Source organism: Flammeovirga aprica JL-4 (assembly GCF_012844305.1).
Lineage (GTDB): Bacteria > Bacteroidota > Bacteroidia > Cytophagales > Flammeovirgaceae > Flammeovirga > Flammeovirga aprica.
On record NZ_JABANE010000079.1, the window covers coordinates 22710 to 41090 of the forward strand.

The following is an 18381-nucleotide window of genomic DNA, read 5'->3' on the forward strand; positions in this document are numbered from 1 at the left end:
ATTTTTTTATGAGATTTACCCATCTTTTCCCTGAGTTTTTAAATACTACAGTATTAACTACTTAAATTTGTAGTCCTAAATAAATCATGTGTAATGCTTAGACTGCCCCTAAAAATAATATTATTCTTATGCTTGCTGATATTTGTAGCAGGAGGGGATGTTTATGCACAAATGAATAAACAGCTAGCACTTTACTATAAAAGAAGAGCCCAGAAATACCTAGTTAAAAGTCCCTATTTACATGAATATTTTACGATAAATGAAAAAGGGATAACGATTTATGCTTCTGCGTTACATCATAAAAAAGGTGTAGCAGAGTTTTTCCTTCCCTGGAATGAATTAGACACTCTTAAAGATGTCTTTGAATTTACGGATAGAAATTTTCAATATAATGTTTATGCCAGCAAAGGGGTAAAACCATTTTCTGAAGACCTAATTCAAACCATAAGAATTTTAAAGCTGAATCATAATTTTATTCCTACTACAGTGATGAAGCCTCTTTCGGGAATAAGGGTGGCCATTGATCCGGGGCATATTGCTTCTGATATGAAAATGGCTAAAATTGAAGGGCGATTTATTGATATGACTTTAGAAAATGGGGAGAAAATCAATTTAAGAGAAGGAGATCTGACTTTGACGACAGCTTATGTTTTAAAAGATAGCTTGGAGAAATATGGGGCTGAAGTGTTTCTGACACGTACTTCGGTGGGTAATAAAGGAGCTTCAAATGTATCTTATCAGGCCTGGAAAAGTAAGCACTTGCCTAATAAACTAAGAACCCACCGAAAATTAACTAAAAAACAACTATTGCATATTTTATATCATTCGCCGGAATCAAGAATATACAGGGATTATTATTTACAGGATGACCTTGAAATCCGAGCCAATAAAATAAATTATTTCAAACCTGATGTCACTGTAGTTTTACATTATAATGCAGATGAATTGAATGCAGGTTGGAAAAAACCATCTCAAAGAAATTTCAGTATGGTGTTTGTGCCAGGTTCTTTTATGCGTAAAGAACTAGCGACAAAAAGAGATCGTTATGATTTTCTGAGAATATTGGTGAGTGATAATACAAAGGACTCTTACTTCTTGAGTAAATATATAATGGATCAGTTTGTGAATTATCTAAAAGTTCCGGCTGTAAATAATACGAATGAACCAAGATACCTCAAGAATGTGGCGATGCCTTTGGGGAATGGAATTTATGCAAGAAATTTACGCCTTTGCAGGCTTCTGAATAGTCCTCTATGTTATGGAGAACCGCTTTTGCAGGATAATATAAATGAACTTAAAGCTTTGAATGATAATGATTTGAAATCAGGGAAAATTTCCAAGAGGGTAATAGAGGTAGCGAACAGTTATTTTTATGGAATCATGGAATATGTCAATTATCAGAAATCAAAACATACCCCATAAAAAGACCTATAGCTTATTTCGTGTAACGATTTGTTTTTTAATTTCCCGAAATTTTAGTTGGTGTAATTCGCATTTAACAAAATATTCTAATAAATTGCAGTAATCGTATCTAGTAATAAATGAATTTTTTATTTATACAAACTATCGAGATATACTCACAGCACATATTTAATCATTATAATTACTTATAAATGTCAACGTTTAAAAAAGCAGTTTTGAGGCTTGATCAAACAGATAGAAGAATTTTAGATATTCTTCAGAAACAAGCTAAAATAACAAACGCCCAGTTATCAAAAGAAATTGATTTATCGCCGGCACCAACGCTGGAAAGGGTGAAAAAACTAGAAAACTCAGGGATAATTGAAAGTTATCACGCTAAATTAAATACTAAAGCTTTAGGTTTAGGGGTAACTACTTTTGTTAATGTAAAAATCGAAAAGCATAATCAAGAAAATCATACGTCATTCTTAAAGCAGGTAGAAAATATTCCAGAGGTGATTGAGTGTCATCACGTTACAGGAAATAGCCATTACTTGTTGAAAGTAATCACGACTGATATAGAAGAATACCAAAGAGTTTTATTAAACAAACTTAGTGAGATTAAAGAGGTGGATGATTTACAATCAATGATTGTACTTTCGTCACCAAAAGATGCTCATACGATTCCTGTACCTTAAATTATTGCAGAATAAAATCTAGCATTATGATCAGTATTTGTCACATTATGGCAGGTACTGATCATTTTATTCCAATTCAATTATATATGAAAAAATTACTTTTTACATCACTATTATCATTTGCAATTTCACCTGTTTTTGCTCAAGGTATATCACTTGAGTCAAACAGTGAGGATGTAAATAAATACAAATCTACTATCACAGGATCAGAAATGAAAGCCCATCTTACCATCTTGGCTTCTGATGAGTTTGAGGGGAGAGAAACAGGAGAGAGAGGACAGAAAATGGCGGCAGATTACATTGCACAGCATTTTATGGATCAAGGATTAACTGGACCTGTTCCTAATGTACCGAACCCTTATTTCCAGCAGTTTGATCTTTACAAACAAAAATACACCAACTTTTCTATCTCTAAAGGGGATGTTAATCTTCAATTGATAGAAGATATTTTCCCATATGGCAATTTCTCATTCCAACAAGAGTTAGAGGTTGTTTTTATTGGTTACGGAGAAGAAAATGATGGAATCAGTGATTATGATGGAGTAGATGTTAAAGGAAAAGGAGTTGTCTTTTTTGAGGCTACACCTGAAAAATATGCTTCCTCAAATAAAACATCTGGACTTAGAAGCAAGGCTAAAATGGCAGCGGAAAAAGGAGCTGCTTTTGCAATTGTAATTGGTGAATCAGATGAGAAATATATCACTCAAGCGAAGAGATACGGCAGTTATATTTCAAAAGGAAGATTGATGTTCAACAAGCCAGAGGAAACAAAGGATAACGGTTTTGGTTTGATCTTAGTGAAACCATCAAGTTTTTTCAAATTAATTGCAGCTGATCAAAAGAAATTTGAGAAGCAATTGTCAAAAAATATTGCAAAAGGAAAATCTGCTTCAACAGGAGAAATTTACAAGTTGAATATTGATGCTAAATTTACTTCACGTAAAATGCCAACTGAAAATGTGTTAGGTTTTATGGAAGGTACAGATTTGAAAGATGAAGTATTAGTAGTGACTTCGCATTATGATCACGTAGGTATTATTGATGGTAAAATTCATAATGGCGCAGATGATGACGGTTCTGGAACAACAGGACTTCTTGAAATTGTAAATGCTTTTTCTCAAGCAAAGAAAGAGGGTAAAGGACCAAGAAGATCTATTCTTTTTATGACTGTAACAGGTGAGGAAAAAGGATTGTTAGGTTCTGAATATTATTCTGATCATCCTATCTTCCCATTAGAAAATACGATTGCAGATTTAAACATTGACATGATCGGTAGAGGGGATGAAGCACACAAAGAAAACCCTGAATTCGTTTATGTAATTGGAGCGGATATGTTATCTTCAGAATTACATGAAATTCATGAGCAAGTAGCCAAGAAATATGTGCCTGAATTGGATTTAGATTATACTTACAATGCGAAAGATGATCCCAATAGATACTATTATAGATCAGATCACTATAACTTTGCGAAGCACGGTATTCCTGTAATTTTCTATTTCAATGGTACGCATGAAGATTATCATCAGCCCACTGATACTGTTGATAAAATCACATTTGGTCCTATGGCTAAGAGAGCAAAATTAGTCTTCTCTACAGCTTGGGAATTAGCCAATAGAGATAATGCTCCTATTGTAGATCAAAAAACAGAACAGCAAAAGTAAAACATAGATTTATAAGGAAAAACCTCGGAAAGCCGTAAAGTACTTTTCGAGGTTTTTTTTATGCTGAATTTGTCAGGAAACCGATTAGTACTTAACCGTATTTTATAATGAAAACTCCTTTTTCGCCAAATTAAAAGAGGAGTTTTGTACTTCCATAGTAATGTAAATTATATACTTTTCAAGTACTCTTCCAGACCGTCATCGATCCCTAAGCCTAATCGTTTTCTAAGTCTTTTCCTGGCTACTTTCACACTGTTAAGTGAAATGCCCAGAATTGCCGCTATATCCTTGCTTGACATGTTCAGTTTGATCAAGTTGCAAAGCCTCAAGTTCCCTTCCGTTAGATCAGGGTGGTTTTCTTTCAGCTTTTGAGCGAAATTCTGATGGACTTCAGAAAATAAAGTATTTAAGGTTTTCCAATCATTCTCAATATTCTCAGCCTGTTTTATTTCACGTCGGATACTGCTGATTTTATTTTTAGAAATAGGATCATTGGATTGCTGAAGATCTTCAAGTTTCTTATCAATTTGGTCCACCAAGGTATTCATATGAGCCAAACGAAGTACATGAGTCGTCAATTCTTTTTCTCTAAGTTTCAACGTCTCTTTGATTAATTGTGCTTTCTGATTTTCTACTTCGATAATATCAATCTCTTTATTGAGCAATTCCTGTGTTCTCTCTTTTACTATTTTATTCAATGCCACTTTCTGATGTTTCAGATTTCGGACATAAAGTAAATAAACCATCAGGCCAATGACTATCAAAACAACGACAACAATAAACTTGAACAGGGGAGTTTCCCAATAATAAGCCTTGAGAATAATGGGGAAACTTAAAGTATTGCCCCATTTCTGATTCTTATACCTGCATCTGATTTCAAAGAAATAAGTTCCTTGAGAAAGATTGGAGTATAACATAGAAGAATTGGATAAAGATTGATTCCAATTGTTCTCAAAATTTCTCAAACGATACTCATACTCTATGTTATGCTGATAATTGTATTCAAGCCCAAAATAATTAATGTAAAAAGTTCTTTCATCAGGAGATAAAAGGACTTGATGTAGCTGTGAGATATCCACTTCCTTATTCGCTAGTTGATTTCTCACTATCGTAATGCTGTTGACTTTTACCTTTGGAATATTCTGAAGGAATGAAATCGTCTTTGTGGGGTTGAAAATATTTAAACCTTCCGTTCCACCAAAAATCAGAAAGTTATTTTTCAGCATTAGAGAAGCACCCACATTAAACTGTTTTCCTTGCAGTCCGTCTTCCTCTGTGAATTTTCTGATGCTTTCATCTTTGGGGTTGTATGAGGTGATTCCCTGATTAGTAGAGAGCCATAAAGCACCATGAGAGTCGTTTTCTATGGAATAAATGACTTTATTTGGTAATTTATTATTGACAGAAGAAGGGTACAATGAATCTGTCTGACGATCTAGTTTCCACAAACCATTGCCAAAAGTACCAATCCAGAGGTTAAGTTTATCATCCTCGGCGATTGAAATAATGGCATTGTTGATATTTGTATTTTGGTTATTATTGCTTGTAAAGTGAATCTGTTTAAAAGTATTATTTTCCTTGTCGTATCGGTTCAGTCCATTGAATGTACCAATCCAGATATCTCCTTTAATGTCTCTGTAAATTTTTCGCGTATCATTATTAGAGATAGAGAGAGAATCATCAGGATTATTTAGAAAACGGACGAAAGTATTGTTCTTAAGATTTAATTTGATGACGCCATTTGTAGTGGCCAACCATATATTACCGTAATAATCTTCTTCTATATCCCATATATTATCAGAGGAAAGTTTGTTTTTATTTTGATCGATTGCATCTAACGGAGATAATATTTTTTTTTCATCCAAAACCTTCAATCCACTCTGATAAGTACCTACCAATACTTTATTATCAATTTTCTTCAGTGAGATAACATACTGATTAGACACGACGTTTTCAATATTTCCATTCTTAATATTAAGTCTGTCAACACCTCCGCCATCAGTGCCAATTAAGATTTCATTTTGATTTAATTGCTCAAAAGAAGTAACACTATTATGAGATAAGCCCTTGCCATATGTTTTGTCCTCACTCAATGTAAAGAACGGATCATTTTCATTATAGAGTTGTAATCCATTTCCAAAAGTTCCTATCCAAATATTGTGATTTGCACCATAATAGAGGTAATTGATAGTTCTCTTCGTACACTTATGATGAAGTAAGGTATAAGGCTTATAGTTTTCCTCTTTTTTGAGCATCACAATGCCATTTCCTTCAGTACCCAGCCAAATGTTTCCAAAATTATCTTCTGTGATTGATTTTATCTTATTGTCACCCGAATATAATTTCTTGATTCTTAGATGCTGATTAATACTATACAGTTCTCCATTTGTGGTGCCTGTATAAAGTTGATTTCCGATTCTTTTTAAAGAAAATATGGACTTGTTTTTAAGGATTTTGAAAGAAGAACTTAATACTCTGTCATGTGTTTTGGAAGCGTAAACTTGTAACCCTTTATCGGTACCTGCCAAAACATAATTTAGGAAAGAGGCTATACTATTAATGCTCGCAGCGCTGTTTGGTATTTTATAGTAAGTCTCCTGATTACCGGAATAGTAAATACCAAGATTATTAACACCAATCCATTGTTCACCTTCCGAAGACCAAGTGATGCCTTTTACATCTTCCACTTCGTCTTTGTTTTCAAGTACAATCCGTTTTACCTTTTTGTCTTTCAGCCCCATTCTTTCAAGGGCGCCGTTTGTACCAATCCATAAGTGATTTTCTTTAGGATCAACAGCTAAACATCTTATTGTGTTGAAATTTAATCCATGGTCAATTACGTCTGAGGCCACAAAAGACCTGAACGAACTGCCATCAAAAATATTGAGGCCATCATCTGTACCAATCCACAAAAAACCGTTATTGTCGTAAACAATAGCGTTTACATTATTCTGTGATAATCCCTGTTTGGTTGTAAATCCTGAGAGTTTAACTGGCGTTAGATTGTTCGATAATACTGAAGGCGTCGTTAATATAGTGCATAAAAGAATAGCAAAGCCACTCTTAAGCAATGTTAGTTGATGCATTTTCAGATGTTATGTAGTAGTGTTATAATTGTATATAATACGTTAAATATGACATTATAAATATTAATAGTCAAATAATATTGTATATAGTTTCTTGAAGAAGCCCAAAAAATAATTTTTCTATCTGAAGTAGGTGTAATTGAAAAGCACAAACCCTCAAAACTGTTAATGCTGTCTTTCTTTTTGCACGATTTTGTTAATAAATATCATTTGTTTGAGCTTGTTTGTGCGTGTTTATGCGTTTATTTTAGATGAATGTGTAAATTTAACACGTTAAATAATTACTAAATCCTCAATTTTTATTTTTAAACTATGGGTAGCAGAAGAGATTTTTTGAGAATTTCGGCATTGTCATCAGCCGCATTGATTACACCTTCATTATCTACTTTTTCGTTTGCAGGAAAGAGAAAAGGTAATAAGCCTTTGATGATATCCACTTGGAATCACGGGTTTGGAGCAAATGAAGCAGGCTGGGAGATCTTAAAAGACGGTGGCGCCGCACTTGATGCTGTTGAGGCAGGAGTGAGAGTACCTGAAGCTGACCCTAAGGAAAGAAGTGTAGGATATGGAGGTTTGCCTGATCGTGACGGAAAAGTGACGTTAGATGCGTGTATCATGAATCACGAGTACGAATGTGGAGCTGTTGCCGCTTTAGAAAACATTATGCACCCGATTTCTGTGGCAAGATTAGTAATGGAAAAAACACCTCATGCCATGTTGGTAGGAGAAGGAGCTCAAACATTCGCGCTAGCAGAAGGATTTAAGGAGGAAAACTTATTGACTGAAAGATCAAAGAAAGATTGGGAAGAGTGGTTGAAGAAATCAGAGTATAAGCCAGTCATTAATATAGAAAACCATGACACTATCGGTGCTTTGGCCATTGATGCAAAAGGTCATATTGCCGGTGCTTGTACCACTTCAGGTGCAGCGTATAAAATGCATGGCAGAGTGGGAGATTCTCCTTTGATTGGAGCAGGTTTATTTGTAGATGGAGAAATTGGAGCCGCTTGTGCAACGGGCCTTGGTGAGGCTGTGATCAGAACGGCAGGGTCGGCCATGGTAGTAGAGCATATGAGAATGGGCAAATCACCTGTTGAGGCTTGTGAGATTGCTGTCAAAAGAATTATGGACACACATAAATCCCGTATGGAAAACCTTCAAGTAGGTTTCCTGGCCATTAATAAAAATGGAGAATACGGCGGATATAGTATTAGAAATGGATTTAACTACGCAATTGTAGATACGGAAAATGGGAATAGAATGGAAGACGCCCAGTTCAAAATGAAATGGTAGCGTTGGTGTATTCCCGCTAAAATCAAATTACATATTATTTATAACTACCCTTATCGATGATTAAATTAAGGTCAACATTACTAGCTTTATTAATCCTACCTTTTTTAGGTGCTTGTACTTCTAATGAGAAGGAGCAAACATCTACTAAAAAGGTTAGATATACAGATTATGTCAACCCATTTGTTGGAACTGACGGCCCAGGTAATACTTACCCAGGAGCAACTGTACCTCATGGTATGGTGCAACTTTCGCCTGACAACGGTTATGGTGGATGGGATAGAATCGCAGGTTATTTCTGGCCTGATTCTACAATAGCAGGTTTTTCTCATACTCACTTGTCAGGTACAGGTGCAGGAGATTTATATGACATTTTAGTCATGCCTTTCAACAGTAAATCAGACAGAACACTGACTGAAAATGGAAATGTGCGTCCAGTTTCATTGTTCTCACACGATCAAGAAAAAGCAGAGCCAGGTTATTATGCAGTGGATTTATTGGATTATGATATCCACGCTGAAATGACTGCTACTTCTAGAACTGGTTTTCATAAATATACTTTCCCTAAGGACGATAAATCTCAAATTTATATCAACTTAGGTTATGCCTTGAACTGGGATGGCCCTACGGATACATATTTGAAGGTAATCGACAATCAAACAGTAGTTGGTTATAGATTTTCATCAGGATGGGCGCCTGTTCAAAAAGAATATTTTGTAGCGAAATTTAGTGTTCCATTCACTTCTTATCAGTTAGTAAATTCTGTAAAAGGAAATGATATGAAAGTAGTGGATGGTAATGAGATTCAAGCTTTGAAAACAAGAGGTTATTTCAATTTTGATACACCAAATGATAAAAATGAAGTCTTGGTAAAAGTGGCCCTTTCATCATCTAGCATTGAAGGAGCTCAAAAGAACTTAGCCGCTGAAAATACATCTTGGGATTTTGATAAGGTTAGAAAAGATGCATCAGATACTTGGGAGACTGAATTAGAGAAAATCAAAGTTTCTTCTATGAATGAAGAGCATTTGAAAGTATTCTATACAGCAATGTATCAGTCTTTATTGGCTCCAACTTTACATTCAGATGTTGATGGTGCTTATAAAGGTGCAGACCAGAAAAATCACGTAGCTAAAGGTTATAAAAAATACGATACATTCTCTTTATGGGATACTTATAGAGCAGCACACCCGCTGTATACTATGATCCATACGCAGAGAGTACCAGATATGATCAATTCATTCCTTTCTCAATATGACGAAACAGGCTTGCTTCCTGTATGGTCAATGAAAGGAAATGAAACAAATATGATGATCGGGTATCACGCTGTTCCTGTAATTACTGATGCATATTTCAAAGGAATCGAAGGATTTGATGTTGAGAAAGCCTATGAAGCGTGTAAGGCATCAGCTATGAATGAGAAAGGGGATGCAATGGCGGATTATATTAAGTTAGGTTATGTGCCATTGAATTTTGATCATGAAAACTGGTCCGTTTCAAAAACTTTAGAATACGCTTACGATGACTGGTGTATTGCTGAGTTTGCAAAAGCATTAGGCAAAGAGGACGATTATAAATATTTCGCGAAGCGTGCCGAAAACTGGAGACATGTTTATGATGAGGAATCTTCATTTATGCGTCCAAAAGATAGAAAAGGAGAGTTTATTAAAGATTTCCTTCCTAAAGATTATACAGATCACTTCTGCGAAAGTAACGCATGGCAATACTTCTTCTATGTACCACAAAACATTGAAGGTTTGATTGATGCAATGGGTGGTGCAGATCGTTTCGAGCAAAGATTAGATTCAATGTTCACTTACTATCCAGCTCCAGAAGATGAGTTGCCGATTTTCTCAACAGGTATGATTGGTCAATATGCACACGGTAACGAACCAAGTCACCACGTTGCTTATTTATACAACTACATCAATAAGCCTGAAAAAGGTCAGAAATTGATCCGTGAAATCATGAATACGCAATACAAATCTACTCCTGACGGTGTATGTGGTAATGAGGATTGCGGTCAGATGTCATCATGGTTTATCTTAAGTTCAATTGGTCTTTACCCAGTAAACCCAGGTAATGCAATGTATGACTTAGGAACACCATTATTCAATAATGCTACTGTTCAGTTGGGTAACGGCAATACTTTGAAGATTGTTGCTAAGACAGTTTCTGATGCTAAACCAACATTGAAGAAAGTACTTTTCAATGGAGAGGAAATCAAAGGTTGGAAAATCAGTCACAAAGAATTGATGAAAGGAGGAACTTTAGAGTTCATTTAACATAAAAGTACGGAGCTGTTGAAAAAGCAGCTCCGTACCAACCTATTTATTAATCTTAATCAAAAACGGTTGTAAGATAAAATTCTTAACGCCATAACACTGCAAATAAACTACTACAAATACTTAACTAATCAGATAAACAAAATTGAAATGAAACTATATTTACTAACAGCATTACTTTTGGTCCAAAGCCTTGTTTTTGCACAAAACAAGCCCACGCTTATTCCATTTCCTCAAGAGGTAAACTGGAATGAAAATCACTTTATCCTTACCAATGAGACAACACTTTTTGTAGAGGATAAAGCTTTTGATATCCATCACTTTTTAGAGGAGGTGAAGTTTCAAACAGGCATTTCTTTACAAGTTGTAGAAAATAAAGAAGAGGCCACTTTACAGATCCTTCTGGACCAAAATATTAAAGAAGAGGAAGGTTATCAATTAACAGTAACAGATCAATTAATAAAGCTTGAAGCTAAAACTACAAAAGGTACTATTAATGCTTCTGCTACCTTACTTCAACTTATTGGAAGTACAAAGGAAGTTCCAGAAGTTGTAATCAACGATGCTCCACTTTTTGCATGGAGAGGAATGATGCTGGACGTGAGCAGACACTTTTTTGATGTGGAAACCATCAAGTCGTATTTAGACTTAATGGCACATTATAAAATGAACAAATTCCACTGGCACTTGACAGAAGATCAAGGCTGGAGAATTGAAGTGAAACAATACCCGCTTTTAACTGAAAACTCAGCCTATAGAACTGAAAAAGACGGTACAAAATACGGTGGTTTTTACACTCAAGAAGAAATCAAAGAAGTAGTAGCATATGCAGCGAAAAGAGGAATTGAAGTGATTCCGGAAATTGATATGCCTGGTCATATGGTAGCTGCTTTGGCTTCTTATCCAGAATTTTCATGTACAGGAGGTCCTTTTGAGGTACAAACAGAATGGGGTGTACACGAAGATGTTTTATGTGCAGGCAATGAAAGAACATATGAATTTGTTCAGAATATTCTAGATGAAATTATGCCATTGTTCCCATCAAAATACATGCACATAGGAGGGGATGAGTGCCCTAAAGCAAGATGGAAAGAGTGCCCTAAATGCCAAGCTAAAATCAAAACTGAAGGTTTAGAAGATGAGCACGAACTGCAAAGCTACTTTATCAAGAGAGTCGAGAAAATGGTGAATGCCAACGGGAAGAAAATGACTGGTTGGGATGAGATTCTTGAAGGAGGATTATCAGAAACAGCAACAGTTCAGTTGTGGAGAGATTTTCATGATAAAGATGCTGTAAGAAAGATTGCTGAAATGAGGAATGATATCATCGTATCACCTACAGGAATGTGTTATTTCGATTATGACATTGTGACGACTGATGTAGAGCAAGTGTACAACTATCAGCCAGTACCTTCAGATTTAGCAAAAGAGAAGCACCATCATGTATTGGGTGGTGAATGTACAGTTTGGACGGAAAGAATTCCTGATAATGCCCGTCTAGATTTTATGGTTTTCCCAAGAATCATAGCATTCTCAGAAGCATTGTGGATCGGTCAGCAACAAGGATTTGAAGATTTCTCTGAAAGATTGGAGAACGAATATTCTTATTTAGATTCAAAAGGAATACAGTACGGTCCATCATCTAAAGTATTAGATGTTGAGGTTTTGAATGAGAATGGACAATTGAAAGTACATGCCAAACCATTGATTGACGGTGTGAGCTTAAAATATAAAACGCCTTTATCAGAAGTGTTTGTTGATTACAATAAAGCTGTCGAAGTGAAAGAAACAGGGAAAGTTATCATTAAAGGTTATAGAAATGGAAGACCTTATGGTGATCCTGTTTCTTCGAACTTCGTGATGCATAAAGGAAGTAATGCGACAATTGAATTATCTACACCTCCTTCAAATCCTTATGAAAAAGCGGGTGTACAAGGTTTAGTTGACGGACGTTTAGGTTCTGAAAGAAAATTCAAAGATGAAAGTTGGTTAGGTTTCAATGGAAAGGACGTGACAGCAACATTATCCTTTGAAAATAAGACTTCTATCTCAAGCATTCAACTAAGAGCTTATGATGAAGTAGGCTCATGGATTATGGCACCAAAGAATATAGAAGTGCTTTATTCTAAAGATGGGAAAAAGTATAAATCTGCTAATAAATTTAAATCCGAAACCGTTTCGACTGACGGAGACGTATTAATTTATAATTGGGAGGACTTATCAAAAATCAAAGAGATTAAATCTATCAAGATTATATATACCAACGGTGGAAAATTGCCAAAAGGAACAATGGGATCAGGCAATCCATCTTGGTTATTTATCGACGAAATTATCATACAATAAGAACTAAGCCAATGACTATTTGCTGTCAACTTAGTGCTTGAACACTTTACTATATATATACAATGAATCGATTCTCCATTTCTTTTTTGTGGATTCCACTCCTTTTTGGATGTGTGTCCCATCTAAATAACGTTGCAAGCAGTGCTCAAGACGAGCCTGAAATTATTTCTCACACAAAATATGTTGATCCGTTTATCGGAACAGGTGGTCATGGACATACCTTCCCAGGTGCCACGGTGCCATTTGGTATGGTACAGTTAAGTCCTGATACCGGTGTTGAAGGATGGGACTGGAGTTCTGGATATCACGTTTCAGATTCTTCGGTAATGGGATTTTCACATACGCACCTTCAAGGAACAGGTGGCGGAGATTATGGAGATATTTTATTAATGCCTACAGTGGGTGAAATCAAAACTGAGCCGGGTTCTAAAGCTAATCCTGATGAAGGATACCGCTCGCGTTTTGAGCATGTAAATGAGCAAGCCGACCCAGGATATTATTCTGTATTTTTAGAAGATTATAAAGTATTAGCGGAATTAACAGCAACGACTAGAGTAGGTGTACACCGTTACACTTTCCCTGAATCTGATGCTTCACATATCATCTTAGATCTAAAGCATGGTATTTCTGATACAGCAAGAGAGACATGGTTCCAAGTGAATGGTGATAATGAGATTGTAGGTTTAAGACGTTCATCAGGTTGGGCAAGAGATCAGTACATTTATTTTGTAGCTCAATTCTCAAAACCTTTCAAATCGATCCAAGGAGTAAAAGGTGGTGAATTGATCAATAATGCTACTAAAGTGGAAGGTGATGATGTGAAAGCCGTGATCAATTATGATACAAAATTGGATGAAGAAGTTGTGGTAAAAGTGGCCATTTCTTCGGTATCAATTGACGGTGCTCGTAAAAATATGGAAGCAGAAACTCAAGGGTTCGACTTTGAGGCAGTAAAAAGACAAGCCGATTTAACTTGGAATGAGAAATTATCAAAAATTGAAGTAGAAGGTGGAGATCAAGTACAACGTACTATTTTCTATACTTCTTTATATCATTCTATGACGGTTCCAAACGTATTCATGGATGTTGATCATCAGTACAGAGGTATGGATCATAAAATTCATAAAGCGGAAGGGTTTACAAACTACACGCTATTCTCTTTATGGGATACTTTCCGTGCAACGCATCCATTATTTACATTAACATCACCAAAAGAAAACAATGATTTCATTAAATCAATGTTGGCAAAATATGAGCAATCAGGTCAGTTGCCAGTTTGGGAATTAGCCGCTAATGAAACAGGAACAATGATTGGATTCCACTCAGCACCTGTAATTGTGGATGCAATGCTGAAAGGTCAAACTAATTTTGACGAAGAAAAAGCATATGAGGCATTAGTAGCTGCAGCTGAAGATCCAAGAAGAGGATTGAACTGGTTTAATGCTGAAGGATATATTCCACTGGAAAAAGAAGCGAACTCTGTTTCTAAACAAGTGGAATATGCTTATGATATGTGGACGGTAGCTCAAGTGGCAAAGCGTTTGGGTAAAACAGAAGATTACAAAAAGTATAGCAATAGAGCATTGAACTACAAATTATTGTTCAATGAAGAAACAGGTTTTATCAGAGGGAAAGACTTATATGGTAATTGGGTGACACCTTTTGACCCAATGAATATTTCTTTATTGGGAGCTGGTGAATATACAGAAGGAAATGCATGGCATTATAACTTCTTTGCTCCACAAGACGTAAACGGCCTGATTGAATTACACGGTGGTGACGCAGGCTTTGTAGCTAAAGTGGATGAAATGTTTGAGCAAGAAGCTGTAAATGATAACCATATGGCACATGATGTGACAGGTTTGATTGGACAGTATGCTCAAGGTAATGAGCCATCACACCACGCCATTTATTTATATAACTACGCAGGTCAACCTTCTAAAACACAAGCAAGAATCCGTCAAGTGATGGATGAAATGTATACTGCCGAAAGAGATGGTCTTTCAGGTAATGAAGATTGTGGTCAGATGTCGGCTTGGTACGTGTTCTCAGCGATGGGCTTCTATCCTGTAAACCCAGCCAACGGAGAATATATCATTGGTAGCCCGATTTTCTCAAAAGTGACCATTCACCTGGATAATGGAAACGATTTCGTGATTGAAGCGAAAAACAACGACATCAATAACCTTTATATTCAAGGTGCAACTTTAAATGGTAACCCAATTGATAAATCATTTATCACTCATCAGCAAATTGAAGAAGGTGGAAAAATCACATTTGAAATGGGAGCTTCAAAATCAACATGGGGTGAGGCAAAAGAAAGCCGTCCAGTTTCTTATGCGATTACTCCTGCTGAAGAAGCTGAATTATTGGAAGTAAAAGAGCAAGTATTCCGTCCTGCTATTACTAATAAATCAGTGTTGTTTAATTCCACTGCAAAAGTAGGATTAAAATGCATCACTCCAGAAGTGAAAATTTACTATACATTGGATGGTTCTACTCCTTCAGCGTCTTCTACTGAATACAATGAAGCATTTACATTGGATCAATCAACAATGGTAAAAGCAATTGCAATCAACGAACATGGTGCGTCAAGCAAGGTTTCAGAATTTGATTTCAAAAAAGCCTATTACAATACGGGCGAAGAATTCCCTAAGTTAACGATCAACTATGAGAAAAATGCTTCATACGATGCTGGTGATAATGGTATTCTGAATGGAGAATATGCGTCAGATAACTTAAGAGACGGTAAGTGGGATGGTGTTTCAGGACAAGACTTGGAAGCTGTTGTGGATTTAGGAAAGCCAAAACAATTACACCAATTGTCTATGGGCTTCTTGGAAAACACCTCTTCATGGTTATTCTTACCTCAAAAAATCACATTCTACGTTTCAAAAGACGGCAAAGAATTTACAGAGGTAAGTCAACAAACAGTTGAAATGCCAAATGATCATCCAGTGATCTGCGTAACAAGATTCTCAGCAGAAGTGAACGGCACTTACCAATATGTAAAAGTGGTAGCTGAACCTTTCAAGAAATTACCATCTTGGCATTTAGGTGCAGGAAACACACCATGGATGTTTACAGATGAATTAGTGATTGAATAAAGCCAATTATAAAGGCCCCATGCGTATTACTTAAGCATGGGGCTTAATTTCAAAATAGATGCAATGAAAAAAATATTTTACTTATTAACTCTTTTCTTGAGCACTTCACTTTTAGCACAAGATTACACGGAGTATGTGAACCCATTTATCGGAACTTCAAATTACGGAGCAACCAACCCAGGAGCAATTGCACCAAGAGGAATGGTTTCAGTAGTTCCTTTTAATACATCAGGTAAAGGCAATAAAATGGAAAAAGACAGCGATTGGTTGTCCTTCCCATATGCTTATGAAAATACCATTTTTACAGGTTATAGCCACGTCAACTTAAGTGGTGTAGGTTGTCCTGATTTAGGAGCTGTTATTGTAATGCCGACAACAGGCGATTTGAATATTCATCCATCAGAATACGGTACTACTTATTCAAAGGAAACAGCCAAGGCAGGGTATTATTCTAACTTCTTAGAGAAATATCAAGTTGCAACTGAAGTGACGGCGACACAAAGAGCAGGTATTAGTAAATATAAATTCCCAGCAGGTAAAGCCAATTTACTTTTGAACTTAGGTCAAGCCCTTTCTAATGAAAGCGGTGCAATGGTGAAAGTAGTCAATGATCAGGAGATTGAAGGCATGAGAATGATAGGATCTTTCTGCTATAATAATCCTAAGACTATTTACCCTGTTTACTTCGTGATGAAAGTAAATAAGAAAGCAGATAGAACAGGAGTTTGGCAACAGCACAACAAAATTGATGGCATTGAAGCACAATGGATGTCTGCTTACAATGGTCAGCAAAGAATTATTGAAGATGCTTATTACCCAATCATTGGTGATTCATTAGGAGCTTATTTCTCTTATGATTTTGAAGAAGCGACTGAAGTAGAAGTGAAAATTGGTATTTCTTATGTAAGCATCGAAAACGCAAGAGAGAATTTAGAAAAAGAAGTTTCAAACGTTTCATTTGATGAAATTGCCAACAGAGCCAAAGACAATTGGAATGAAAAATTATCAAGAATTGAAGTAGAAGGTGGTTCTGATGATGACAAAACTGTTTTCTATACAGCCCTTTATCATTCTATGATTCACCCGAACGTAATGAGTGATGTGAACGGAGAATATCCAGAAGCAAAAACGCGTAAAACAAAGAAAACAGATGGTGAACGTTATACAGTTTTCAGCCTTTGGGATACGTACAGAAACTTGCACCAATTGATGACCCTAGTTTATCCAGAGCAACAATTGAATATGGTCAATACCATGTTAGATATTTATGATGAAACAGGTTGGTTACCAAAGTGGGAATTAAATGGAACAGAAACATTTACGATGGTAGGTGATCCTGCCGCAATCGTCGTAGCCGATACTTATTTAAGAGGACTAAGAGGTTTTGATGAGCAGAAAGCATTTGAAGCCATTCTAAAATCAGCTTACCCAGTTGAAGGAGGTAACCCGGTAAGACCATGTGTAGACAATTACATCAAATACGGTTATGTTCCTGTAGAAGATGAATTAGAAGATAAACTTTGGGGTTCAGTATCTACAACATTAGAATATACAGTGGCGGATTGGAGTATTGCTCAGTTTGCAAAAGAATTGGGTGATCAAGAAAAGTACAAAGAGTTCTATAACCGTTCAATGGGTTATAAAAAGATGTTTGACAAAGAGTCGAACTTCTTAAGACCGAAACACATGGATGGTAAATGGCACGAACCGTTTGATCCAGCACACGGTGCAAATTTTGAGCACAATATCGGGTACGTAGAAGGGAATGCTTACCAATACAACCTAATGGTACAATATGATATACCAGGTTTAGTAAAGCAGTTTGGCGGTAGCAAAGCTTTCGTGAACCGTTTAGATGAGATCTTCGAGAAAGATCAATTCGATATGGCCAATGAGCCTGACATGGCATATCCTTACGCTTACAATTACATCAAAGGAAAAGAATACAAAACACAAGACAAGGTAATTGAATTAAGAGAGAAATATTTCACGAACAAGCCTGACGGTATCGCAGGAAACGATGATACAGGAACGATGTCAGCTTGGGTAGTCTTCTCCATGATGGGCTTCTATCCAGATGCACCATCAACACCTCAATATGCTTTAACTACTCCAGCTTTTGATAAAGTGACGATCAAACTAGATCACGATGTTTGGGGAACTGATGAGCTTGTTATCAAAAAAGAAGGAGGAAATACAAACCATATTCAATCCATCAAAGTGAATGGAAAAACGAAGAAAGGATACTTTATTTCTCACAAAGATTTAGTGGGAGCAAAGGAAATTGTATTCCATACAAAATAACAAAGATAATTTTATTTGAGAGCAAAGAGTCAAGGCTGAGAGGTCTTGGCTTTTTTGTTTTAAAGGGTTTCTATTGATGATCTAAAGTCAATGTTAATTGTATCAATTAATTATCACTTCAATATTAATTTATGTGTAACTACTCAGCAATAGGAATTTTCAACGAAGCAAGCGTTATAAAAGCCTCAAGTATACTCTCTCCTTTC

Annotated in this window: 9 protein-coding genes; 8 read left to right on the forward strand and 1 reads right to left on the reverse strand. The window is 36.0% G+C overall.

Annotation, left to right across the window (positions count from 1 at the left end):
* Positions 1–93 precede the first annotated feature (93 nt).
* From HHU12_RS23290 to HHU12_RS23300, 3 genes are all read left to right on the forward strand, one after another.
* Positions 94–1422 carry an N-acetylmuramoyl-L-alanine amidase gene (locus HHU12_RS23290; RefSeq protein ID WP_169659148.1) on the forward strand — a complete coding sequence of 443 codons (1329 nt, stop codon included), beginning with the start codon at positions 94–96 and terminating at the stop codon, positions 1420–1422.
* Positions 1423–1613: 191 nt separating this feature from the next.
* Positions 1614–2099 (forward strand): Lrp/AsnC family transcriptional regulator, encoded by a 486-nt coding sequence (locus HHU12_RS23295; RefSeq protein ID WP_062620950.1) that lies wholly within the window; start codon positions 1614–1616, stop codon positions 2097–2099.
* An 86-nt stretch (positions 2100–2185) separates the two neighbouring features.
* Positions 2186–3760 (forward strand): M28 family peptidase, encoded by a 1575-nt coding sequence (locus HHU12_RS23300; RefSeq protein ID WP_169659149.1) that lies wholly within the window; start codon positions 2186–2188, stop codon positions 3758–3760.
* Positions 3761–3927: 167 nt separating this feature from the next.
* Here the strand turns inward: HHU12_RS23300 and HHU12_RS23305 are convergent, their stop codons facing one another.
* Entirely contained in the window at positions 3928–6846 is a 2919-nt protein-coding gene (locus HHU12_RS23305) for a ligand-binding sensor domain-containing protein (RefSeq protein WP_169659150.1), read from the reverse strand.
* 312 nt (positions 6847–7158) lie between these two features.
* On the opposite strand from HHU12_RS23305, the gene HHU12_RS23310 reads away from it, so the two are divergent.
* The 5 genes from HHU12_RS23310 to HHU12_RS23330 all read left to right on the forward strand — a co-directional run bounded on the left by HHU12_RS23310 (position 7159) and on the right by HHU12_RS23330 (position 18175).
* On the forward strand, positions 7159–8139 hold the full coding sequence (locus HHU12_RS23310) for an isoaspartyl peptidase/L-asparaginase family protein (RefSeq protein WP_062620954.1): 981 nt from the start codon (positions 7159–7161) through the stop codon (positions 8137–8139).
* Between the two features lie 56 nt (positions 8140–8195).
* Entirely contained in the window at positions 8196–10421 is a 2226-nt protein-coding gene (locus HHU12_RS23315) for a GH92 family glycosyl hydrolase (protein WP_169659151.1), read from the forward strand.
* Positions 10422–10571: 150 nt separating this feature from the next.
* On the forward strand, positions 10572–12764 hold the full coding sequence (locus HHU12_RS23320; RefSeq protein WP_169659152.1) for a beta-N-acetylhexosaminidase: 2193 nt from the start codon (positions 10572–10574) through the stop codon (positions 12762–12764).
* 62 nt (positions 12765–12826) lie between these two features.
* Positions 12827–15871: a GH92 family glycosyl hydrolase gene (locus tag HHU12_RS23325; RefSeq protein ID WP_240971092.1), complete on the forward strand. Its 3045-nt coding sequence runs from the start codon at positions 12827–12829 to the stop codon at positions 15869–15871.
* Positions 15872–15934: 63 nt separating this feature from the next.
* On the forward strand, positions 15935–18175 hold the full coding sequence (locus HHU12_RS23330) for a GH92 family glycosyl hydrolase (RefSeq protein ID WP_169659154.1): 2241 nt from the start codon (positions 15935–15937) through the stop codon (positions 18173–18175).
* Positions 18176–18381 lie beyond the last annotated feature (206 nt).

Coding starts and splice junctions, on each gene's coding strand:
- HHU12_RS23290 (WP_169659148.1), top strand. CDS start 94: ATGCTTAGACTGCCCCTAAAAATAATATTATTCTTATGCTTGCTGATA.
- HHU12_RS23295 (WP_062620950.1), top strand. CDS start 1,614: ATGTCAACGTTTAAAAAAGCAGTTTTGAGGCTTGATCAAACAGATAGA.
- HHU12_RS23300 (WP_169659149.1), top strand. CDS start 2,186: ATGAAAAAATTACTTTTTACATCACTATTATCATTTGCAATTTCACCT.
- HHU12_RS23305 (WP_169659150.1), bottom strand. CDS start 6,846: ATGCATCAACTAACATTGCTTAAGAGTGGCTTTGCTATTCTTTTATGC.
- HHU12_RS23310 (WP_062620954.1), top strand. CDS start 7,159: ATGGGTAGCAGAAGAGATTTTTTGAGAATTTCGGCATTGTCATCAGCC.
- HHU12_RS23315 (WP_169659151.1), top strand. CDS start 8,196: ATGATTAAATTAAGGTCAACATTACTAGCTTTATTAATCCTACCTTTT.
- HHU12_RS23320 (WP_169659152.1), top strand. CDS start 10,572: ATGAAACTATATTTACTAACAGCATTACTTTTGGTCCAAAGCCTTGTT.
- HHU12_RS23325 (WP_240971092.1), top strand. CDS start 12,827: ATGAATCGATTCTCCATTTCTTTTTTGTGGATTCCACTCCTTTTTGGA.
- HHU12_RS23330 (WP_169659154.1), top strand. CDS start 15,935: ATGAAAAAAATATTTTACTTATTAACTCTTTTCTTGAGCACTTCACTT.